The sequence below is a fragment of the Thauera sp. DNT-1 genome, from assembly GCF_055393985.1.
The window spans coordinates 3498626-3519627 of sequence record NZ_AP043752.1; the positions used below are offsets into that span (position 1 = coordinate 3498626).

24 protein-coding genes are annotated in these 21002 nt (G+C 68.7%); 5 read left to right on the plus strand and 19 right to left on the minus strand.

The features are described 5' to 3' along the window. Positions 1 to 45 precede the first annotated feature (45 nt). The 10 genes from ACZ5PP_RS16150 to ybgC all read right to left on the minus strand — a co-directional run bounded on the left by ACZ5PP_RS16150 (position 46) and on the right by ybgC (position 7838). Complete coding sequence (locus ACZ5PP_RS16150) at positions 46 to 1152, minus strand: YeeE/YedE family protein (RefSeq protein ID WP_464826296.1); 1107 nt, start codon at positions 1150 to 1152, stop codon at positions 46 to 48. A gap of 14 nt (positions 1153 to 1166) precedes the next feature. Next, positions 1167 to 1868 (minus strand): 7-cyano-7-deazaguanine synthase QueC, encoded by a 702-nt coding sequence (gene queC, locus ACZ5PP_RS16155; RefSeq protein WP_043744186.1) that lies wholly within the window; start codon positions 1866 to 1868, stop codon positions 1167 to 1169. 70 nt (positions 1869 to 1938) lie between these two features. Beyond that, the gene (queE, locus tag ACZ5PP_RS16160; RefSeq protein ID WP_004307984.1) at positions 1939 to 2610 is read right to left on the minus strand and encodes a 7-carboxy-7-deazaguanine synthase QueE; all 672 of its coding nucleotides are present in this window, start codon (positions 2608 to 2610) and stop codon (positions 1939 to 1941) included. 3 nt (positions 2611 to 2613) lie between these two features. After that, the gene (gene ybgF, locus ACZ5PP_RS16165; protein ID WP_464826297.1) at positions 2614 to 3408 is read right to left on the minus strand and encodes a tol-pal system protein YbgF; all 795 of its coding nucleotides are present in this window, start codon (positions 3406 to 3408) and stop codon (positions 2614 to 2616) included. A gap of 12 nt (positions 3409 to 3420) precedes the next feature. Further along, on the minus strand, positions 3421 to 3933 hold the full coding sequence (gene pal, locus ACZ5PP_RS16170; RefSeq protein ID WP_004300882.1) for a peptidoglycan-associated lipoprotein Pal: 513 nt from the start codon (positions 3931 to 3933) through the stop codon (positions 3421 to 3423). Positions 3934 to 4001: 68 nt separating this feature from the next. Next, positions 4002 to 5279 carry a Tol-Pal system beta propeller repeat protein TolB gene (gene tolB / locus ACZ5PP_RS16175; RefSeq protein WP_004300883.1) on the minus strand — a complete coding sequence of 426 codons (1278 nt, stop codon included), beginning with the start codon at positions 5277 to 5279 and terminating at the stop codon, positions 4002 to 4004. A 40-nt stretch (positions 5280 to 5319) separates the two neighbouring features. Beyond that, positions 5320 to 6288, minus strand: coding sequence for an energy transducer TonB (locus ACZ5PP_RS16180; RefSeq protein ID WP_464826298.1), 969 nt, complete (start codon positions 6286 to 6288; stop codon positions 5320 to 5322). Then, positions 6285 to 6701 (minus strand): protein TolR, encoded by a 417-nt coding sequence (tolR, locus tag ACZ5PP_RS16185; RefSeq protein WP_012584638.1) that lies wholly within the window; start codon positions 6699 to 6701, stop codon positions 6285 to 6287. The genes ACZ5PP_RS16180 and tolR overlap by 4 nt, the downstream gene beginning before the upstream one ends. Before the next feature lie 19 nt (positions 6702 to 6720). After that, positions 6721 to 7389, minus strand: a complete 669-nt coding sequence (gene tolQ / locus ACZ5PP_RS16190; RefSeq protein WP_004300886.1) for a protein TolQ — start codon at positions 7387 to 7389, stop codon at positions 6721 to 6723. Then, entirely contained in the window at positions 7386 to 7838 is a 453-nt protein-coding gene (gene ybgC / locus ACZ5PP_RS16195) for a tol-pal system-associated acyl-CoA thioesterase (protein ID WP_004300887.1), read from the minus strand. The genes tolQ and ybgC overlap by 4 nt, the downstream gene beginning before the upstream one ends. A 159-nt stretch (positions 7839 to 7997) precedes the next feature. Here ybgC and ACZ5PP_RS16200 point away from each other — a divergent pair, with 159 nt between their 5' ends. From ACZ5PP_RS16200 to ACZ5PP_RS16215, 4 genes are all read left to right on the plus strand, one after another. After that, positions 7998 to 9179: an STAS domain-containing protein gene (locus ACZ5PP_RS16200; protein WP_004300888.1), complete on the plus strand. Its 1182-nt coding sequence runs from the start codon at positions 7998 to 8000 to the stop codon at positions 9177 to 9179. A gap of 43 nt (positions 9180 to 9222) precedes the next feature. Next, a complete protein-coding gene (gene hslV, locus ACZ5PP_RS16205) occupies positions 9223 to 9759 on the plus strand; it encodes an ATP-dependent protease subunit HslV (protein WP_004300889.1) in 537 nt (178 codons plus the stop codon). 10 nt (positions 9760 to 9769) lie between these two features. Continuing rightward, entirely contained in the window at positions 9770 to 11107 is a 1338-nt protein-coding gene (gene hslU, locus ACZ5PP_RS16210) for an ATP-dependent protease ATPase subunit HslU (RefSeq protein WP_004300891.1), read from the plus strand. A 118-nt stretch (positions 11108 to 11225) separates the two neighbouring features. Then, complete coding sequence (locus tag ACZ5PP_RS16215) at positions 11226 to 12101, plus strand: AEC family transporter (RefSeq protein ID WP_004300892.1); 876 nt, start codon at positions 11226 to 11228, stop codon at positions 12099 to 12101. 68 nt (positions 12102 to 12169) lie between these two features. On the opposite strand, the gene ACZ5PP_RS16220 is transcribed toward ACZ5PP_RS16215, so the two are convergent. The 9 genes from ACZ5PP_RS16220 to ACZ5PP_RS16260 form a co-directional block, all read right to left on the minus strand. Continuing rightward, on the minus strand, positions 12170 to 12571 hold the full coding sequence (locus ACZ5PP_RS16220) for an RNA-binding S4 domain-containing protein (protein WP_012584640.1): 402 nt from the start codon (positions 12569 to 12571) through the stop codon (positions 12170 to 12172). A 98-nt stretch (positions 12572 to 12669) separates the two neighbouring features. Then, positions 12670 to 13407 (minus strand): complement resistance protein TraT, encoded by a 738-nt coding sequence (locus ACZ5PP_RS16225; RefSeq protein WP_464826299.1) that lies wholly within the window; start codon positions 13405 to 13407, stop codon positions 12670 to 12672. A gap of 239 nt (positions 13408 to 13646) precedes the next feature. Further along, positions 13647 to 14927: a sulfate adenylyltransferase subunit CysN gene (cysN, locus tag ACZ5PP_RS16230; RefSeq protein WP_004300897.1), complete on the minus strand. Its 1281-nt coding sequence runs from the start codon at positions 14925 to 14927 to the stop codon at positions 13647 to 13649. Between the two features lie 75 nt (positions 14928 to 15002). After that, complete coding sequence (gene cysD / locus ACZ5PP_RS16235; RefSeq protein ID WP_004300898.1) at positions 15003 to 15917, minus strand: sulfate adenylyltransferase subunit CysD; 915 nt, start codon at positions 15915 to 15917, stop codon at positions 15003 to 15005. A gap of 7 nt (positions 15918 to 15924) precedes the next feature. Further along, positions 15925 to 16077: a hypothetical protein gene (locus tag ACZ5PP_RS16240; protein ID WP_004300900.1), complete on the minus strand. Its 153-nt coding sequence runs from the start codon at positions 16075 to 16077 to the stop codon at positions 15925 to 15927. A 3-nt stretch (positions 16078 to 16080) separates the two neighbouring features. Then, positions 16081 to 16851 (minus strand): phosphoadenylyl-sulfate reductase, encoded by a 771-nt coding sequence (locus tag ACZ5PP_RS16245; protein ID WP_004300901.1) that lies wholly within the window; start codon positions 16849 to 16851, stop codon positions 16081 to 16083. Beyond that, complete coding sequence (locus ACZ5PP_RS16250) at positions 16848 to 17402, minus strand: DUF934 domain-containing protein (RefSeq protein ID WP_004300903.1); 555 nt, start codon at positions 17400 to 17402, stop codon at positions 16848 to 16850. Before ACZ5PP_RS16250 ends, ACZ5PP_RS16245 begins: the two co-directional genes overlap by 4 nt. Beyond that, positions 17395 to 19077 (minus strand): nitrite/sulfite reductase, encoded by a 1683-nt coding sequence (locus ACZ5PP_RS16255; RefSeq protein ID WP_012584641.1) that lies wholly within the window; start codon positions 19075 to 19077, stop codon positions 17395 to 17397. Before ACZ5PP_RS16255 ends, ACZ5PP_RS16250 begins: the two co-directional genes overlap by 8 nt. A gap of 68 nt (positions 19078 to 19145) precedes the next feature. Then, positions 19146 to 19928, minus strand: coding sequence for a sulfite exporter TauE/SafE family protein (locus tag ACZ5PP_RS16260; protein ID WP_004300907.1), 783 nt, complete (start codon positions 19926 to 19928; stop codon positions 19146 to 19148). Between the two features lie 104 nt (positions 19929 to 20032). Here ACZ5PP_RS16260 and cysB point away from each other — a divergent pair, with 104 nt between their 5' ends. Then, the gene (cysB, locus tag ACZ5PP_RS16265; RefSeq protein ID WP_004300909.1) at positions 20033 to 20974 is read left to right on the plus strand and encodes an HTH-type transcriptional regulator CysB; all 942 of its coding nucleotides are present in this window, start codon (positions 20033 to 20035) and stop codon (positions 20972 to 20974) included. The last annotated feature ends 28 nt before the right edge of the window (positions 20975 to 21002 follow it).

Here is a 21002-nt window from a genome sequence, read left to right on the forward strand (position 1 = left end):
CCGCAGGGTGGCTCGTCGGGGCAGAGCGGCCGGCGGTTTGCCTCTTCAGCCTGCGCGGGTCGGTAGCCAGTACTGGAGCTTCATCGTCGCAACGGCTCCCGCGATGATGGCGGCGGTGGTGATCGCTGCGCCGAGCGCGAGGGTCGACAGGCCCGAGACGCCCTGGCCGAGCGTGCACCCGAGCGCAGTGACGCCGCCGAAGCCCATCAGCAGGCCGCCGGCGATGTGACGCACGAGGTCGGCGGGGTCGCGGAAGCTCTCGATGCGGAAGCTGCCCGTGGCCAGCGCCATAGCCGCCGCGCCGGCGATCACGCCGAGCGCGCTGGCGATGCCGAAGCTCATCTGGCGGTTGGCATCGCTCCACAGCAGCAGCAGCTCGAGGGTGAAGGCCTGCGGGGCGACGAAGCTGAGCGACTCGGCGCGGCCGCTGTTGGTGGCGAGGAAGACCTCCTCGAGGGTGTCGGGGTGCTCGGCGATGTGGCCGAGGTGGCCGGTGACGTACCAGCCGGCCACCACCGCGAGGCCGACGATGGCCCCGCCGAGCAGCACCTCGGGGTGGCGCGCGTCGCGGCTGGCCAGCGCCCAGGCGAGCAGGCCGCCGCCGGCGAGCGCGCTGGCGGCGAGCGAGGCCTTGCCTGCCTCCATGCCGGCCGCCGCGAGGAAGGCGGGTAGGGTCTGGCCGTGGGGCAGCTGCAGCGCCACCGGGTCGAGGAACTCGACCCGCCACACGCCGGTGAGCCCGCGCAGCGTCATCGAGGCGCCGATGGCGAGGAAGACGAACACCACGACCGACTTGAGGTTGCCACCGCCGATGCGGATCAGGGTCTTGCCGGCGCAGCCGGAGGCGAGCGTCATGCCGACGCCAAAGGCGAGTCCGCCCACGATGTGTGACAGCCAGGGCAGGCGGGCGCCGGTGTAGAGGGTCTTGGCAGGGTCGAAGAGCCCGAGGGCGTGCAGCGCGCCGGTGCCGAGGGTGGCGAGCGCGACCGCGAGCGCCCACATCCGCATCCGCGTCCAGTCGCCGATGTTCACCGCGTCGGAGACCGCGCCCATGGTGCAGAAGCCGGTGCGCTGGCTGGAAGCGCCGAACGCGGCGCCGATCGCGAAGCCGAGCCAGACGATGGTGGAGGCGGAGACGAGGGCGTGGTCCATGGCGCGGCAGGGGGTCAGGCCGAACGCGGCTGGTAGGGCGTCGGATCGGGCACGCCGGCGGCTTTGAAACCGGCAGCGCGCAGGCGGCAGGCTTCGCAGCGGCCGCAGGCGCGGCCGTCGTCGTCGGCTTGGTAGCAGGTGACGGTGAGGCCGTAGTCCACGCCGAGGGCGGTGCCGCGGCGGATGATGTCGGCCTTGGAGAGCTCGATCAGCGGGGCGTGGATGCGCAGCTGCGCGCCCTCGACGCCGACCTTGGTGGCCAGCCGCGCCATGTGCTCGAAGGCCTCGATGAAGACCGGCCGGCAATCGGGGTAGCCCGAGTAATCGACCGCATTCACGCCGACGAAGATGTCGTTGGCGCCGAGCACCTCGGCCCAGGCGAGTGCGATCGACAGCATGACCGTGTTGCGCGCCGGCACGTAGGTCACCGGGATGCCGGTGTTGTCCTGATCGAGCGGCACCGCGATGCCGGGGTCGGTGAGCGCCGAGCCCCCGAACTGGCCGAGTTCGACGCTGGCGGTGCGGTGCTCGCGCGCGCCGAGCGCTTGCGCCACGCGCTTCGAGGCGGCGAGCTCGGCGGCGTGGCGCTGGCCGTAGGCGACCGACAGCGCGTAGGTCTCGAAGCCCATGTCGCGCGCGATCGCGAGGCAGGTGGCGGAGTCGAGGCCGCCGGAGAGCAGCACGACGGCGCGGGGCGGGGTGTGGAGGCTGGTCATTCCGTAGTCATTCTGGATGGCGGGGCGGGGTGGATCTGCTCGCGGCGTCGCCGGGCCGGAACAGCGGCGCTCAGCGGCCGCGGGCGTCGTTCCACAGGATCTTGTGGAGCTGGAGCTGGAAGCGCACCGGCAGGCGGTCGCGCACGATCCATCCGGCGAGCTCGGCAGGGTCCAGCGCGCCGGCGACCGGCGACAGCAGCACGCCGCAGCGTTCGGCGAGGCGGTGCTCGGCGATCTGCTGCTTGGCCCATGCGTAGTCGGCGGCGTCGGCGAGCACGAACTTGAGCTCGTCGTGAGCGTACAGCAGCGCGAGGTTTTCCCAGCGGTTGCGGGCGAGCTCGCCCGAGCCGGGGGCCTTGAGGTCCACGATGCGCGACACGCGGGGATCGACCCCCGCGATGTCGAGTGCGCCGCTCGTTTCCAGCGACACGTCGTGGCCGGCATCGCACAGGGCGGCGAGCAGCGGTAGGCAGCCCTTCTGTGCGAGCGGCTCGCCGCCGGTCACGCACACGTGGCGCAGACCGTGGCTGGCCACCTCGGCGAGGATGTCGTCGAGCGTGCGTGTCTCGCCGCCGCTGAAGGCGTAGGCAGTGTCGCACCAGGTGCAGCGCAGCGGGCAGCCGGTCAGGCGCACGAACACGGTGGGCAGGCCGACGCGGGTGGATTCGCCCTGCAGCGAGGCGAAGATCTCGGTGATACGGAGGCGCACGGCCGTCGCCGGCGCCGTTTCGACAGCGGACATGGATCAGCGCGCGCTCAGGCGCTGGCGGGCGACCTGGGCGGCGTTGCTCTGCGGATAGCGCTCGACAAGCGATTGCAGGGTGCGCTTGGCGCCGGCGGCGTCGTTCATGGCCTGCTGACTGTTGGCCAGGCCGAGCATGGCGTCGGGCGCGACGTTCTCCTTGGGGTACTTGTCCATCACCGTCTTGAAATGGCGATTCGCACTGGCGACGTCGCGCGCCTGCAGTGCGGCGTTGCCGGCCCAGAAGTGGGCGCCGGCGGTGAAGTTGCCTGCCGGGTAGCGGGTGATGAAGCGCTCGAACGCGGTCTGCGCGTCCTTGTGCTTGCCGTTCTTGAGCAGCGCGAGGGCGCCCTGGTAGTCGGCGGATTCGGTGTTCGCGGATGCGGGGGCTGGCGCGGGGGCAGGTGCCTGCGGGGGCGCGGCCGCAGCCGGTGCCGCCGGCGCCGCATCCCCGGAGGCCGGGGCGGCGGAGGCGGCGCCCGCCGCACCGGATTCGTACCGGCGCAGGCGGGCGTCGAGGTCGACGTAGAAATCCTTCTGGCGCTGCTTGAGCGTCTCCACCTCGTTGGTCAGCAGTTCGATCTGGCCACGCAGGCGCGCCAGCTCGGCGCGCATCTGTTCGTTCTGCATGGCGAGCTCGAGCTGGCCGCGGCTGGTGGTCTCGATCTGCCCCTGAACGTCCTGCCGGAGCTGGAAGATCTGGTTGCGGGCCTCGGTGTCACCCCCGAAGAGCTGGGCGTGCGCCGGGGCGCTCGGGATGAGGACGAACGCTGCGGCGAGCGGCAGAAGGCGTTTCATGTCGGGACTCTCTTAGAACTCGCCCGTGTAGAGCATGTCGCCGCGGCGGTTCTCGGCGTAGCAGTTCTCGGTGCGGTCTTCGCAGCGCGGCTTCTCTTCACCCAGGCTCACGGACTCGATCTGCGATTCCTTGGCGCCGAGCAGCATGAGGGCCTGCTTGACGACGTCGGCGCGCTTCTGGCCGAGGGCGAGGTTGTATTCGCGGCTGCCGCGCTCGTCGGTGTTGCCCTGGACGAGCATGTTCATCTGCGGGTTCTGCACCAGGAAGCGGGCGTGGGCTTCGATCAGCGGGCGGGCTTCCTGCTTGATCACGAAGCTGTCGAAGTCGAAGAAGACGCTGCGCTTGGAGAGGATGTTGTTGGGGTCGGTGAGCGCCGCGATGCCGCTGCCCTTGGCGCTGCCGGCAGTCACGGTGGCGACGCCGGTGCCGCGGTCCTGGACGGAGGCGGCGCCGTTCTCGGGGCCGGTGCTCGAGCAGGCGGCCAGGGTCAGGGCGAGCAGCGCGGGGAGGACGAGTTTCTTCATGGGTGATGCTCCAGTACGAGTGTTGATGACAGCAGAGAGGGGTATGCGGCTTTGTTGCCGCTTCATGGTTACCGGATCTGCGGACCCCAGGCGGGTTCGCGGACATCGGCGGCCTGCACCGTGAGCCGCTGGCGGATGCGCCCGTCGGTCGACACCGCCGACAGCACGCCACGGCCACCGGTGTCGGTGGCGTAGAGGATCATGCGGCCGTTGGGGGCGAAGCTGGGCGATTCGTCGCGTGCCGAATCGGTGAGGATGGTGGTCTGCCGGGTGGCGACGTCCTGCACGGCCACCTGGAAGCGGCCGGCATTGCGGGTGATGAAGGCGAGCAACTTGCCGTCGAACGACAGGCGCGGCGTCACGTTGTAGTTGCCTTCGAAGCTCACCCGCTGGGCGCTGCCGCCACTGGCAGGAATACGGTAGATCTGCGGACTGCCGCCGCGATCCGAGGTGAAGTAGATGTGGCCGTCGGCGCCCCAGAAGGGCTCGGTGTCGATGCCTGAGGATTGCGCGAGGCGGCGCACGCCGGAGCCGTCGGCACCGATCGCGTAGAGCTGCGACAGGCCGTCCTTGGTGAGCACGACCGCGAGCTGGCTGCCGTCGGGCGACCAGCTCGGCGCGGAGTTCGAGCCCTTGAAGTTGGCGACCACGCGGCGCTGGCCGGTGGCGAGTGTGTGCACGTAGACGATCGGCTTCTTCTGCTCGAAGGACACATAGGCCAGGCGCTGGCCGTCGGGCGACCACGAAGGCGAGATGATCGGCTCGCGCGAGCGCAGCGCGGTGGCGGCGTTCATGCCGTCGGCGTCGGCGATCTGGAGCTCGAAGTTGGGACCGGACTTGATCACGTAGGCGATGCGGGTGGCGAAGTAACCCGGCAGGCCGGTGAGCTTCTCGTACACGAAGTCGGCGATGCGGTGGCCGACCAGGCGGTTCTGCGCCGGACTCATCGGCAGCGACATGGCGCCGAGTTCCTGCTGCTTCTGCGCGTCGAAGAGCCGGAAGCGCACGTCGTAGCGGCCGTCGGCCATCGGGATCAGGCTGCCGGTGAGCACCGCGTCGGCGCCGCGGCTGCGCACCGCGGCGAGGTCGGGCGCCACCGATTCGGGCATCGGCAGCGGGCCGGTGTCGATCAGGGTGAACAGACCGCTGCGCTCGAGGTCGGCGCGCACGACGTCGGTGACGCTCTGCGGCAGGCGACCCTCGTTCTCGAAGATCGGGATGATGACCGGAAAGCGCGAGGCGCCGGTGCCGGTGATCTCGATCGAGAGCTGGGCGTGCGCACCCAGCGCGAGGCTGGCGAGCAGGCCGGCGAGGAAGAGGCGGAATGCGTGCAGTGTTTTGATCATGCGGGGTTTTCTCCAGCCGCGGATTATAGACATGACGGACTCAATCGTCCGCCAGCGGACGGAATTTCAGTTCGAGGGTACGCTCGAACTGGTTCTTGTTGTCCGGCAGCGGCAGCGGGCTCGAGCGCCGGATCGCGCGCTCGATGGCCTCGTCGAGGGCGGGCACGCCGGACGAGCGCTTGAGGCGGACATTGAGCACTTCGCCACTCGGCAGCTGGTCGACCTCGAACACCGCCTCCGGGTTGCCGGACAGGCCGGGCGGGCGCAACAGGTTGCCGCGCACCTTGGCAGCGATCGCCGCGCGGTATTTGTCGATGTCGCCACCGGGCGGACCCTGGCGGCTCGGACCGGCCGCGGCCGCGCGCGCACCTTCCTGCGCCATCAGGCTGGACAGGCGGGCCTGCTCGGCGCGCTGGGTCTCCTGCGCGAGGCGCTGCGCCATGTAGTCGTCGATCGGCTTGGTGTCCGGCTTGGGCTGGGGCTTGGGTTCGGGCTTGGCCTGCGGCTTGGGCTCGGGTTTCGGCTCCGGCTTGGGTTGGGGCTTGGGCTCGGGCTCGGGCTTCGGTTCAGGCTTGGGCTCCGGCTTCGGTTGTGGTTTGGGTTCGGGTTTCGGTGGCTCGGGCTTGGGCGGCTCCGGCTTCTTCTCGGGCGCCTTGGCGACGATCTCGGGCTTGGCCTGGGGCTTGGGCGGTTCAGGTCTGGGTTCCGGCTTCGGTTCCGGCTTCGGTTCCGGTTTGGGCTCGGGCTTCGGTTCGGGTTTGGGCTCGGGCTTCGGTTCGGGTTTCGGCTCAGGCCGGGGCTCCGGCGCCGGCTGCGGGCGCGCTGCGGCTGGCGCGCTGCGCTCCGGTGCCGAAGCCAGCCCGACCTCGAGCGCCGCGGGCGGCGGGCTCTGCCAGCGGATGCCGAAGAACAGGAACAGGAACAATCCCAGGTGGACCGCCACGGTCAACCCGAGGGACTGCCACTTGCCAGGCGGCTCGCGGCGGTGCGGTGCGGGGCGGTCCCTCATTTCTGCGAAGTCGCGCTCTGGGTGACCAGGCTGATCTTGCGCACTCCGGCGTCGCGCGCGGTCTCGAGCACGTCGATCACCTTCTGGTAGTCGAGCTTGCTGTCGGCGGCGACCAGGAAGGGCTGCTCGGGGTTCTTCGCGAGGGCGTCCTTGAGCGCGGTCGACAGCTGGTCGCGGCGCACCGGGCGCGAGCTCCCGCTGTTGCTGGCGCGCAGCGCATAGGCCCCGTCGGCCTTGACCTCGATGAAGATGGCCTCGGACTGAGGCGGCGGCGTGCCGGCGCCGGCGGAGGGCACGTTGATCGTGCCCTGCTGGATCATCGGCGCGGTGACCATGAAGATCACCAGCAGCACCAGCATCACGTCAATGTAGGGCACGACGTTGATCTGGTTCATGAGACGGCGTTGGCGCATCGTTGGAACTCCGTCCGGGTCAGCGCAGGTTGCGTTGCAGGATGTTGGAGAACTCTTCCATGAAGCTCTCGAAGCGGATGCCGAGGCGGTCGATGTCGTGCGCGAAGCGGTTGTAGGCCACCACCGCCGGGATCGCCGCGAACAGGCCGATCGCCGTGGCGACCAGGGCTTCGGCGATGCCGGGCGCGACCTGCGCGAGGGTGGCGGCGCCGACGCTGGAGAGGCCGCGGAAGGAGTTCATGATCCCCCACACGGTGCCGAGCAGGCCGATGTACGGCGACACCGACCCCACCGAGGCGAGGAAGGCGAGGTGGGCCTCGAGGTCGTCGATCTCGCGCTGGTAGGTGGCGCGCATGGCGCGGCGGGCGCCGTCGAGCGTGGCGCCGTGGTCGTGGCCCTTGCCGCGCAGCTTGGTGAACTCTCGGTAGCCGGCCTCGAAGATGCGCTCCATGCCTTCGGACTGGTGGCGGCCAGCCGACTCGTAGAGGGTGTTGAGGTCGCCGCCGCTCCAGAAGTCGCGCTCGAACTCGTCGGTCTGTGCACGCGCCTGGCGGATCTGGAAGGCCTTGCGGAAGATCCAGTACCAGGAGACGAGCGACAGGCTTGCCAGCAGCGCCATGACGAGCTGGACGAGGACGCTCGCCTGGGAGATCAGGCTGAGGATGGAGAGGTCGTGGGTGACGGTCATGCTGGGCTTTCGAGAAGGGCGTGCAGGGAGGCGGGGAGGGCTGCGGGCTTCATGCGCCGCATGTCCACGCAAGCCACGAGGACCTGCGCGGTGAAGAGAAGTTCGCCGCCGCGGCGGATCTCGTGGTCGAACACGAGACTCGCGCGGCGCCGGCTGGCGATGCGGGCGCTCACCTCGAGCGCGTCGTCCAGGCGTGCCGGAGCGCGGTAGTCGGCCTGCACCGAGCGCACCACGAAACCCACGCCCTGCTCGTCGAGCAAGGCGTGCTGGGCGACGCCGAGCGCACGCAGCCATTCGGTGCGCGTGCGCTCGCAGAATTTGAGATAGTTTGCGTAATAGACGACACCCCCTGCGTCGGTGTCTTCGTAATAGACTCGGACGGACAGGGAAAAACGCGACGACGCGGGGAGCGATTCGCCGCCCGCGTCGGAAACGGTTTTCGGTTGCATTGCAGCATTCTAGCCGAGCCGCGGCACCGAATGCACGTCTGTCGCGTTCTTGATCGATGGATTTTTCTCGCGCTTATTGCTTGTTGCAAAAGCGCTTTTCTGTGAATGTCGTTGGTTGCGGCGGCTCGCATGGGGCGTCCGCGACATCGGAATACGGACGTGGCGCTCCCCTTCTTCGGCAAGAAACCCGTTTCGCCCGCGCCCGGCGCACCGCGCGACGCGCGAGCCGGGCCGGGAGCGGACGCCCTGCGCGACGAGCGTCCCCCGCCTACCGAGTTGTCCGCGCTCGACTTCACCGGCACCGACCACGGGCGCGCGCTCGCACGCGTGGCCGGGCAGGTCGAGGTGCGCGAGTGCGGAAGCGGGATCGGCGCGGCCTTCGAGGAGGCTGCGGTGCTGTATGCGAACGGTAGCGACGACGACGCGCTCGCCGTGCTCGAGGCCGCCGTCGGCGCGGAAGGTGGCGAGGGCGGTGAGGGTGCCTGGCTGATGTTGCTCGATCTCTACCGCCTGCGCGGGGAGCGCCAGCGCTTCGAGTCGCGCGTGCTCGATTACGCCACCCGCTTCGAGCGCTCGCCGCCGCCCTGGGAGGATCTGTCGCGGGTGGCGGGCAAGGCGGCGGGCACCGAGCTGCCGCTGGTCAACCTGAGCGGGCAGCTCTCGGCAGCCGCCGAGCGCCAGTTCGCCCAGCTCGCCAAGATCGCGCGCCGCAGCGGCGGGGTGCGCATCGACGTCGCCAAGGTGCGCGGGGTGGACGATGCGGGCTGCGCCGTCTGGCGCGGCCTGCTTGCCGGGCTGGCGGCCGAGCGGCTTCAGGTGAGGCTGGTCAATGTGCGCGCGCTCGCCGACATCCTGTCGCAGGCCGTATCCCCCGGGAGGGCGCAGGCGCGCGATACCTGGCTGATGCTGCTCGAGCTGTTGCAGTACGCCGGCGACCAGGCGCGCTTCGAGGATGTCGCGGTCGACTATGCGGTGACCTTCGAGGAGTCCCCGCCGTCCTGGGAGGGGCGCGGCGACGCTCCCACGGCGCGCGCGGCGCAGGCGGACGAGGCGCAGCCGACCGATCCGGAGGCGTTCGCGTTCGAGGGCGAGCTCTGCGGGGCTGCCAACGATACCCTCCGGCGCCTCGCCGCCTTCGCGGTCGAGCGCCGCGAGGTCCGGATCGATTGCCGGCACCTGCGCCGGCTCGATTTCGTCTGCGCCGGCACGCTCTTCAATATTCTCGCCACGTTGCAGGCTCAAGGTAAACTCGTCTGTCTTCGCGACGTGAACGCCATGGTCGCCGGCCTGCTGCGGGTCATGAGCGTCGACAAGGTGGCTCACGTCACCCTGCGTCATTGAACAACACACCAGCCCCGATTTCCGCGGGGACGGAGAATCCTTCATGGAACAGTATCGCGGCACCACCATCCTGTCGGTGCGGCGCGGCAACCGCGTCGCGCTCGGCGGCGACGGCCAGGTCACCCTTGGCAACATCGTCATCAAGGCCTCCGCGCGCAAGGTGCGCACGCTCTACAACGGTCAGATCCTCGCCGGTTTCGCCGGTGGAACCGCCGACGCCTTCACCTTGTTCGAGCGTTTCGAGGCCAAGCTCGACAAGCACCAGGGCAACCTGTTGCGCAGCGCGGTCGAGCTCGCCAAGGACTGGCGCACCGACCGCATGCTGCGCCGGCTGGAGGCCATGCTTGCGGTGGCCGATCGCGAGCATTCGCTGGTGATCACCGGCAACGGAGACGTGCTCGAGCCCGAGCAGGGCATCGTGGCCATCGGCAGCGGCGGCGCCTACGCGCAGTCGGCCGCGCGCGCACTGCTCGAGAATACCGAGCTCGAGCCCAGGGAAATCGTGTCCAAGGCGCTTTCCATCGCCGGCGACCTGTGCATCTACACCAATCACCACCACACCATCGAAGTGCTGGATTGAGGCTGACCGCATGACCCAGATGACCCCGCCGGAGATCGTCTCCGAACTCGACAAGCACATCGTCGGCCAGGACAAGGCCAAGAAGGCCGTGGCGATCGCGCTGCGCAACCGCTGGCGGCGCGCTCAGGTGGAAGAGCCGCTGCGCAGCGAGATCACCCCCAAGAACATCCTCATGATCGGCCCCACCGGCGTCGGCAAGACCGAGATCGCGCGCCGCCTGGCGCGCCTGGCCAACGCGCCCTTCATCAAGATCGAGGCGACCAAGTTCACCGAGGTCGGCTATGTCGGCCGCGACGTCGACACCATCATCCGCGACCTCATGGAGATCGCGGTCAAGGACGGGCGCGAGCGTGCGATGAAGTCGGTGCGCGACCGCGCGCTGGATGCCGCCGAGGACCGCGTGCTCGACGCCCTGCTGCCGCCGGCGCGCCCGGTCGGCTTCAACGCCGAGCCCGAGCCGGCGCAGGATTCGTCCACCCGGCAGAAATTCCGCAAGAAGCTGCGCGAGGGGGAACTCGACGACAAGGAGATCGAGATCGAGGTCGCCGCGCCCTCGATGCAGGCCGAGATCTTCGCCCCGCCGGGTATGGAGGAACTCACCCAGCAGATACAGGGCATGTTCCAGAACCTCGGCGGCGGCAAGAAGAAGCAGCGCAAGCTGCAGATCCGCGAGGCCATGAAGCTGCTCGCCGACGAGGAGGCCGCGCGCCTGATCAACGACGAGGAGGTCAAGCTCGAGGCCGTGCGCGCGGTCGAGCAGAACGGCATCGTGTTCCTCGACGAGGTGGACAAGATCGCTGCGCGCAGCGACGTGCAGGGCGCAGATGTCTCCCGTCAGGGCGTGCAGCGCGACCTGCTGCCGCTGGTCGAGGGCACGACGATCTCCACCAAGTACGGCATGATCAAGACCGATCACATCCTGTTCATCGCCAGCGGCGCCTTCCACCTGTCCAAGCCCTCGGATCTGATCCCCGAGCTGCAGGGGCGTTTCCCGATCCGCGTCGAGCTGGAGTCGCTGTCTGTGGAGGACTTCGCCCGCATCCTCACCAGCACCGACGCCTGCCTCACGCGCCAGTACGAGGCGCTGCTCGCCACCGACGGGGTGAAGCTGGAGTTCGCCGACGACGGCATCCGCCGCCTGGCCGAGATCGCCTACCAGGTGAACGAGAAGACCGAGAACATCGGCGCGCGCCGGCTGTACACCGTCATGGAGAAGCTGCTCGAAGAGGTTTCCTTCGAGGCCGGGCGCAGCAGTGCGGAGCAGACCGTGGTAGTCGACGCCGCCTATGTCGACAGCCGGCTCGTCATGCTCGCCCAGCGCGAGGATCTGGCGCGTTACGTGCTTTGATCCCGGCTCGCGTCCGTTCGCGGACAAGCTCGCTTCGTCCGCGGGGACCGCGCGACGACGGGCTTGTCCGTGACCGCATCCGTCGCACCCCCTTCAGTCCGCTCCCGGTTTGCCCTGAATGCTGATCCGAATCGTCTCCATCCTGTTCCCGCTGTTCGCGATCACCGCGCTGGGCTATTTCGTCGGCCGGCGCATGAAGCCGGACCTGTCGCACGCCAACAAGCTGAACATGGATGTCTTCGTGCCCGCGCTGGTGTTCGGTGCGCTGGTCGGCAAGGACTTCCGCCTCGGCGAATACCTGCCGCTGCTGTTCGCGACCGTGGTGATCATCGTCGGCTCCGGTGTGGCCGGCTGGCTGGTCGCGCGTGCGGCCGGGATCGCCACCAAGACGCTGGTGCCGCCGATGATGTTCAACAACTGCGGCAACCTCGGCCTGCCGCTGGCGGTGCTCGCCTTCGGCGAGTCGGCGCTGGCTCCGGCGGTGGTGATGTTCGTGGTGTCGAACGTGATCCACTTCTCCTACGGCGCCTGGCTGCTGGACCACCATACCAAGCTGACCACGGTGTGGCGCTCGCCCTCCATCCTGGCGACGATCGCGGGCCTGGCGGTCGGCTTCCTCGGCATCGAGGTGTGGCCGCCGCTGCTGATGTCGATCGAGATGGTCGGCGACATCTCGATCCCCCTGATGTTGTTCGCGCTCGGCGTGCGCCTGGCCGATTCGCGCATCAGCGCCGTCGGCTTCGGCCTCTTCGGTGCGGTGCTACGCCCGGTGGTGGGCATGGCGCTGGCCTGGGCCCTGCTGCAGATGCTCGAGCTTCCGCCGCGCGAGCAGGCGCTGTTGCTCGTGTTCGGCGCCCTGCCGCCGGCGGTGCTGAACTACATGTTCGCCGAGCGTTACGACCAGGAGCCCGACAAGGTGGCCTCGATGGTGCTGATCGGCAACCTCGCTGCGGTGGTTTTCCTGCCGATCGCGCTGGCGCTGGTACTCGACTGAGGCACGGGAGTCGGAGCGGAGCCGGTACGGATCGGGCACCGCGAGGGCTCGCGCTTGGGGACGCGAGCTCAGCATCCCCCGAAGCGGTCCATCCTGCGGCGGTCGCGCTTGGTCGGCCGGCCGTGCAGGTCGGCGCCGGGCGCGGCGGCGAACTTGCGCAATTCACGGGCGCGTTCGCGCGCCTCGATGCTTTCCGCGGTCTCCTCGTAGAGCGCCTGCGCCACGGCGGCCGAGCCGCGCTTGTCCGCGATCGCGCGCACGATCACCGTACGCGTATCCTCGCCGATCGTGATGTCGAGGCGGTCACCGACCTTGAGTTCGCGTGCCGGCTTGGCCGCCATTCCGTTGAGCTTGACCTTTCCTCCATCGACCGCCTCGGTCGCGCCCGTACGGTGCTTGAAGAAACGTGCCGCCCACAGCCACTTGTCGAGGCGGGTACGCGCGGTGTCGGAGGGATTGCGGTCGGTCATGATGGTGGCGCTCGGTCGAAGGGCGCCGGATTGGCAAGGCGCCGCCGTGATTATCGAACACCCGGCGGCGTGCTGGGGCAGATGAAGCCTGCGAGCGTTCAGAACAGCCCGGAGATCGAATTGATCAGGCCTTTCTTCAACTCGGGCAGCGCCTCCTCGAAGACGAGGTTGACCTTGTTCGCGGTCGAGCCGATGCGGGTCTGATAAGTCTTGTAGGACGACTCTTCGTCGTACGACACCTGCGAACCACCGCTGTTGCCCTGGCGCAGGCTGTGGTTCGAACTCACCCTTGCCTTGCCGGCACCGCGGATGCGCTCCTTGATCTGCAGGTCGGTGATCATCGAAAAATACACGTCCTTGACCGCGGCGCCGGCGATGCCTTCGGCCAGCGAGCCGATCAGGCCGGCGGCGGCGATGCCACGGCCGCTGGCGCCGCCGGCGTATGCCGCTCCCGCCCCCAGGACCAGGCCGCCCGAGGCGGCTACCCCGTAGCCTTGGTCGATCGCCGCCTCGATCGCGGTGGGTGCCGATTTTCCGACCTGCAGGATGTTCGCCTGCAGGACGTAGTGCGCCGCCTCCGGGTCCTGCAGCAGGGTGTAACCCTTGGTCTGCAGCGCGGCGGCGATCTCGTCATTCACCGCAAGGTCGGGCTTGTCGGAGGTATTGCGGATCTGCAGGAAGATGGTGCGCTTGTCAGGGCCGACCGGGTCGAGGAAGACCGTGTCGGACATCTTGGTCTGCACATCGAGGTCGCGCTTGCTGATGGCGACGTGGGTGGCGGCGCAGCCGGCGAGGACCAAGGTGGCGACGGTGACGAGGGTGATTCGCTTGAGCATCGGGAGACCTCCTCGAGGACGGATGAAGATGGCAGGCGGCGGGTTTCGGTGCGATCCGGGGATGACTCTTGCAGGTGCTGAAAAGACCTGAAAATAGTCGTATGGAATTTCATTATAGAAAATTTGATGCCCGATTGTCATGTTCTGTGATGCGGTAGGAATTTCTTCGTCCCCAAAATGGAGAACCCCGGCGCCCTTGCGGGGGCCGGGGTTCGCTCGCTGCGGAGGGCGGGCGGCGATCAGCCGATCATGCCCGCGCCTACGGTGTTGTTGGTGCTCTCGTCGATGATGATGAAGGCGCCGGTAGCGCGGTTCTCCGTGTAGCGGTCGGCGATGATCGGCTGGGCGAGCTTGAGCGTGACGCGGGCGATGTCGTTCATCGCCAGCCCGGTGGTGGCCTCCTGTTCCAGGGTATTCACGTCCAGGCGGTAGTCGATCTTCGCGAGCTTGGCCTTCACCTCGCGCGTGGTGTGGCGTACCAGGTAGGTGCGTGCAGGCGACAGCGGGGTCTCGGACAGCCAGCACACCGTGGCTTCGATCTGCTTCACCGGCTCCCGCGCCTCGGCGGATTTCACGATCAGGTCGCCGCGCGAGATGTCGATCTCGTCTTCGAGCAGCAGGGTCACCGACTGCTCGTGGATGGCGCGCGGCAGCGCGACGCCGCCGAGCTCGATCTTCCTGACCCGGCTGCTGGCGCCCGAGGGCAGTACGGTGACCGCGTCGCCCACCGCGACCTCGCCCGATTCGACCCGGCCCATGAAGCCGCGATAGTCGTGCAGTTCGGGGTTGGCGGACTCTTGCGGTCGGCACACGAACTGCACCGGGAAGCGGAAGTCCTCGGCCTGTTCGGTGTGGGCGGCGGGGGCGTTCTCGAGGATGTCGAGCAGGGTCGGGCCGTCGTACCAGGACAGGCGCTCGCCGCGGTCGACGATCATGTCGCCCTCCAGCGCCGAGATCGGGATGAAGCGCACGTCCCGGATGCCGAGCTTGGCGGCGAATTCGAGGTATTCCCCCTTGATGCGCTCGAACACCGCCTGGTCGTAGTCGACCAGGTCCATCTTGTTGACCGCGACCACCAGATGGGGAATGCCGACCAGGCTGGCGAGGTAGGAGTGGCGGCGGGTCTGGGTCAGCACGCCCTTGCGCGCGTCGATGAGGATGATCGCGAGGTTGGCGGTGGACGCGGCGGTCACCATGTTGCGGGTGTACTGCTCGTGGCCGGGGGCGTCGGCGATGATGTACTTGCGCCGGCCGGTGGAGAAGTAGCGATAGGCGACGTCGATGGTGATGCCCTGCTCGCGCTCGGCCTGCAGGCCGTCGGTCAGCAGCGACAGGTCGACCGCGCTCATGCCGCGCTTGGCCGAGGTCTTCTCGATGGCGTTGAGGGTGTCGGCGAGGATGGTCTTGGTGTCGAACAGCAGGCGGCCGATCAGGGTGCTCTTGCCGTCGTCGACGCTGCCGCAGGTGAGAAAGCGCAGCAAGCCGTTGTCGATTTCGGGGAGGTGCTCGAGGGCGGACATGGTCATGATTCCGTGCAAAGGTCAGGCGTGAGGTGCGAAGAGTGGGGGGTGGGGGCTGCGACGAGCGCGGATGCGCTAGAAGTAGCCTTCCTTCTTGCGTTGCTCCATCGACGCCTCCGAGGTCTGGTCGTCCATCCGCGTCGCACCGCGCTCGGTGATCGTGGTGGTCGCCGTCTCGGCGAGGATCTTCTCCACGGTGTCCGCGTCGGATTCCACCGGCGCCGTGCAGGTGATGTCCCCCACGGTGCGGAAGCGCACCCGCACGTCCTCCACGACGTCGCCATCCTTCGCCGGCGTCAGCTCGGTCACCGGCTGCAGCAGGCCGTTCTTGCGCACCACCGGGCGGGTGTGGGCGAAGTAGATCGATGGCAGTTCCAGCTGCTCGCGCTGGATGTACTGCCACACGTCGAGTTCGGTCCAGTTGCTGATCGGGAAGGCGCGGATGTTCTCGCCCTTGTGGCTACGCGCGTTGTACAGGTTCCACAGCTCGGGACGCTGGTTCTTCGGGTCCCACTGCCCGAACTCGTCGCGGAAGCTCATGATGCGTTCCTTGGCACGCGCCTTCTCCTCGTCGCGGCGGGCGCCGCCGATGCAGGCGTCGAAGCCGAACTCCTCGATCGCCTCGAGCAGCGTCACCGACTGGTGCTTGTTGCGCGACTCGCCCGCGTGCTTCAGCACCACGGTGCCGCGCGCCATCGAGTCTTCCACCGAGCGCACGATCAGGCGCTCGCCCAGTTCGGCGGCGCGCCGGTCGCGGAAGTCGGTGACTTCCTTGTAGTTGTGGCCGGTGTCGATGTGCATCAGCGGGAAGGGGAAGCGGCCCGGGCGAAAGGCCTTCTCGGCCAGGCGCAGCAGGCAGATCGAATCCTTGCCGCCGGAGAACAGCAACACCGGGTTGGCGCACTGGCCGGCGACTTCGCGCAGGATGTGGATGGCTTCGGCCTCGAGCCAGTCGAGGTGGGACAGCGTCTGTTTGGTCAGCGTGGACATGGTGCGGTTACCGTTGCGGATGCTTGATCGGATGGGTTCTGAAGGCGCGCAGCGCTGCCCTGAGTCCGGCGCGCAGCGCGAGCAGGCGCTGCTGCAGGCTGCGGCGGCCGGCACCGATCGCGGGGCTGTGCGTGCCCTGGGCGGGGTGCTTGCCGTTCATGGCTCAGCTCGCCTTGACGTGGAGACCGCACTCCTTGGTCTCCGGGTTTTCCCACCACCAGCGTCCGGCGCGCACGTCCTCGCCGACCGCGATCGCGCGGGTGCAGGGGGCGCAGCCGATGCTGGGGTAGAACTGGTCGTGCAGGGCGTTGTAGGGCACCTCGGCGAGGCGGATGTAGGCCCACACCTCGGTCTCGCTCCAGTCCGACAGCGGGTTGAGCTTCTCCAGCCCGTTGGCGGTGTCGGTCTCGCGTACCGGCAGGCCGGAGCGGGTGACCGACTGGGCTGCGCGCAGGCCGGTGATCCAGGCCTTGCGGCCGGTGAGCGCGCGACGCAGCGGCTCCATCTTGCGCACGCCGCAGCAGGCCTTGCGCAGCTCGACCGTGTCGTAGAAGGCGTTGATGCCGTGGCTGCGCACATAGGTTTCGACCGCGCCCGCGTCGGGGAAGTAGATCTCGAGCTTCGTGCCGTAGCGGCGCTCGACTTCGCCGATCAGGCTGTAGGTCTCGGCGGGGAGCCGCCCGGTGTCGAGCGAGAAGATGGTGATCGGCAGGCCGTTCGACAGGATGAGGTCGGTCAGCACCATGTCCTCGGCGCCGAAGCTGTTGGCGAAGGCGAGCTCGCCGTGCGCGCCGAACTCGGCGACGGCCTCGCGCAGCAGTGCGAGCGTGGCTGCGGACTTGGCACCCACGGTGGCGCGCAGTGCGTCGGTGAGCTGCGGGCGGGTGGCGGCGTTGGTCGGGGCGGGGCGCAGCAGGCTGACGGCGGCGTTCATTGCTGCACCTCGCGGCCGGTGCCGCGCTCGACGCGGCGGAACAGCGGCAGCGGGTCCTTCACCGAGCGCTGGTAGGGCTGGGTGAAGTCGTCGATGCTGGCCACCGCCGCCTCGAGCTGTTCGTCGGTGTAGCGCTCGGCTTGCGGCTGCAGGGCATCGAAGCCGCAGCGCGTCATGTAGTTGAACTGGTCGCGCAGGACCTGGCCGATCGCGCGCAGTTCGCCCTGGTAGCCGTAGCGGGTGCGCAGCAAGGTTGCCGCGGAGTAGCTGCGGCCGTCGGTGAACTTGGGGAAGTGCAGGCCGACGATCTGCAGCAGCCCGAGGTCGTCAGCGAGTGCGGCGACGTCCTCGCCCGCGGCCAGCCACACGCCCACCTCGCCGCTGCGCGCACGCGCCAGCAGCTCTTCGCGGCGCGCCTGCCATACGGCGAGCGGCACCAGCACGGGGCCGGCGGGCACCGCGATGTCGGCAGGCACCTCGCCTTCGGCGAGGCTCACGGTCAGGCGGTCGTCGGCGACGACGCGGCCGTTCTTGATGATCTTGTCAGACATGGGCGGCTTTCCTTTGCGGCTGGCGGTCGGCATACACGCGTGCCTTGAAGGGCTCGGTGCCGACGCGTTGTACGGTGTCGATGAAGCGCTCGTCCTCATGGCGCAGTTCGACGTAGGTTTCGAGCAGCTTCTCGATCACGCCCACGATCTCGTCGAGGGCGAAGGACGGACCGATCACCTTGCCGAGCGTGGTGCCGTTGCCCTGTGTGCCGCCGATGCTGACCTGGTACCACTCCTCGTCGTTCTTATCGACGCCGAGGATGCCGATGTGGCCGACGTGGTGGTGGCCGCAGGAGTTCATGCAGCCGGAAATGTTGAGGTCGATCTCGCCGATGTCGTGCTGGTAGTCGAGGTCGTCGAAGCGGCGCTGGATGGCGTCGGCGATCGGGATCGAGCGTGCGTTGGCGAGGCTGCAGAAGTCGCCGCCGGGGCAGCAGATGATGTCGGTCAGCAGGCCGATGTTCGGCGTCGCCAGGCCGGCGGCACGCGCCGCCTGCCACAGTTCGAAGAGGTCGGTGCGGCGCACGTCGGCGAGCGCGACGTTCTGCTCGTGCAGCATGCGCGCCTCGCCGAAGCTGAAGCGGTCGGCGAGATCGGCGATCAGGTCCATCTGCTCGGCGGTGACGTCGCCCGGGGCGGTGCCGGTCTTCTTCAGCGACAGGACCACCGCCGCGTAGCCGGGCTGGCGGTGGGCGCGCACATTGCGCTTGACCCAGGTGGCGAAGGCCTTGTTGCCGGCGAGGAGTTCGTCGAAGGCGGCGTCCTGCGCGGGCAGGGTCTCGTAGGCAGGCGGGGCGAAGTGGGCCGACACGCGCGCCAGCTCCGCCGCGGTGATGGTGTTGGGGCCGTCCTTGCCGTTGGCCCATTCTTCCTCCACCTGGCGGCCGAACTCTTCCGGCCCGAGCGCCTTGACGAGGATCTTGATGCGCGCCTTCCACAGGTTGTCGCGGCGGCCCCAGCGGTTGTAGACGCGCAGGATGGCCTCGCAGTAGCTGATCAGGTGCTGCCAGGGCAGGAAGGGCTTGATCTCCTCGCCCAGGATCGGGGTGCGGCCGAGGCCGCCGCCCACCAGCACGCGGAAGCCGAGCTCGCCGGCCTCGTTACGGACCAGGTCGAGGCCGATGTCGTACACCCGCAGCACCACGCGGTCTTCGGCGGCGCTGTTGAAGGCGATCTTGAACTTGCGCGGCAGGAAGGCGAATTCCGGGTTGTAGGTCGCCCACTGGCGCAGGATCTCGGCGAAGGGGCGCGGATCGGCGACCTCGTCGGCGGCCACGCCGGCGAAGGGGTCGGCGGTGATGTTGCGGATGCAGTTGCCCGAGGTCTGGTTGGCGTGCATCTGCACGCTGGCCAGTTCGGCGAGCATCTCCGGCACGTCTTCCAGCTTCGGCCAGTTGAACTGCACGTTGGTGCGGGTGGTGAAGTGGGCGTAGCCGTGGTCGTAGCTGCGCGCGAGGTGGGCGAGCTTCCTCAGCTGGCGGCTGGCGAGGTGGCCGTAGGGCACCGAGATGCGGAACATCGGCGCGTGGCGCTGGATGTACAGCCCGTTCTGCAGGCGCAGCGGACGGAACTCGTCGGCCGAGAGCTCGCCGGCCAGGTGACGCCGCATCTGGTCGCGGAACTGGGCGACGCGCTGGTCGAGCAGGCGCTGGTCGTGTTCGTCGTATTGGTACATATGGGCTCTCTCTGTCGTATGCGTGGATTCGGGCCGGGGAGGGGCGTCGCGTGCTTGGTCGCTGCGGCTCAGTGCGCCATCAGCTTGGCGCCGACCAGCACCAGCATCGTCGCCAGGATCGGGCGCAGGACGCGGTCGGGTACCTTGGTGGAAATGTGGCTGCCGAGCCAGATGCCGGGCAGCGAGCCGACCAGCAGGCTGCCCAGCAGCAGCCAGTCGACGCTGCCGAGAAACCAGTGGCCGATGCCGGCGACCGCGGTCAGCGGCACGGCGTGGGCGATGTCCGAGCCGACGATGCGTAGCGCCGGCATCGCCGGGTAGAGGAAGAACAGCGCGGTGACGCCGAGCGCGCCGGCGCCCACCGAGGAGATCGACACCAGCACGCCGAGCACGGCGCCGGTGAGCACGGTCAGGCGGGCGGTGCGCGCCGGATCGGCGGGGCGGCCACCCGAGCGCGTCGCGGCATAGGCCTGGATGCGCTTGCGGAAGATCAGCGCCACCGCGGTCAGCACCAAGGCGACGCCGAGCGAGACCTGGATCAGGTGGGCCGCGCCTTCGATGCCGCCGGGCGCGAAGTGTCCGATCAGCGCCAGCGTGATCGCCGCCGCGGGAATGCTGCCGGTGGCGAGCAGGCGGGTGATCTTCCAGTCCACCGTGCCCTTGAGTCCGTGCGCCAGGGTGCCGCCGGCCTTGGTGATCGCGGCGTAGAGCAGGTCGGTGCCGACGGCGACCGAGGGGTGGATGCCGAACATCAGCACCAGCAGCGGCGTCATCAAGGATCCGCCTCCAACGCCGGTCAGACCGACGATGGCACCGACTGCGAACCCGGCGATGGTGTAGGCGAAGTCCATGTAACGCGCTCCTGGATGTTGCGGCGCATCGTAAGGACTTCAGTTAAGCGCAAGAAGCGGTTTGCAGTTAGACTTTAAGAACTGGTTGTTATATCTAGCGCGCCATGAACCTGCAGCAACTGCGTTACGTGCATGAAGTCGCCCGTCGCGGGCTCAATGTCTCCGAGGCGGCCGACGCGCTGTTCACCTCGCAGCCGGGGGTGTCCAAGCAGATCCGCCAGCTCGAGTCCGAGCTCGGCATCGAGATCTTCACTCGCCACGGCAAGCGCCTGGTGGCGGTCACCGAGCCGGGGCGGGCGGTGCTGGCGATCGCCGAGCGCGTGCTGCGCGACCTCGACAACCTGCAGCAGGTGGGTGACGAATTCGCCAACGAGGCCGTGGGCCGCCTGTCGATTGCGACCACCCATACCCAGGCGCGCTACGTGCTGCCCGACGTGATCCGCCGCTTCATGCAGCGCTACCCGCAGGTCAAGCTCGAGCTGCACCAGGGCAATCCGCGCCAGGTTTGCGAGATGGTGCTCGACGGCAGCGCCGACATCGCGATCGCCACCGAGGCCATCGCCGAGTACGACGAGCTGGTGATGCTGCCCTGTTACCAGTGGAACCGCTGCGTGGTCGCCACCCCGCGCCACCCCATCCTGCAGGCCGCGCCGCTCACGCTCGAGGCGATCGCGCGCTATCCGCTGATTACCTACGACGACGCCTTCACCGGCCGCGGCCAGATCAACAAGGCCTTCCTCGGTCGCGGCCTCAAGCCCAAGGTCGTGCTCACCGCGATCGACTCGGACGTGATCAAGAAGTATGTCGAGATGGACCTGGGCATCGGCATCCTCGCGCGCATGGCCTACGACCCCGCGGAGGATCGCAGGCTCGGCATGGTCGATGCGGCCCACCTGTTCGAGTCGAGCACGACACGGATCGGCCTGCGCCGTCGCGCCTGGCTGCGCGCCTATGTGTACGCCTTCATCGAGGGCTTCGCGCCGCATCTGTCGCGGCGCATGGTCGAGACCGCGCTCGCCGGCGGCGGCACCGATCCGGGGCTGTGAGGGGCGCGCGGGGGCGACGCAAGCACTG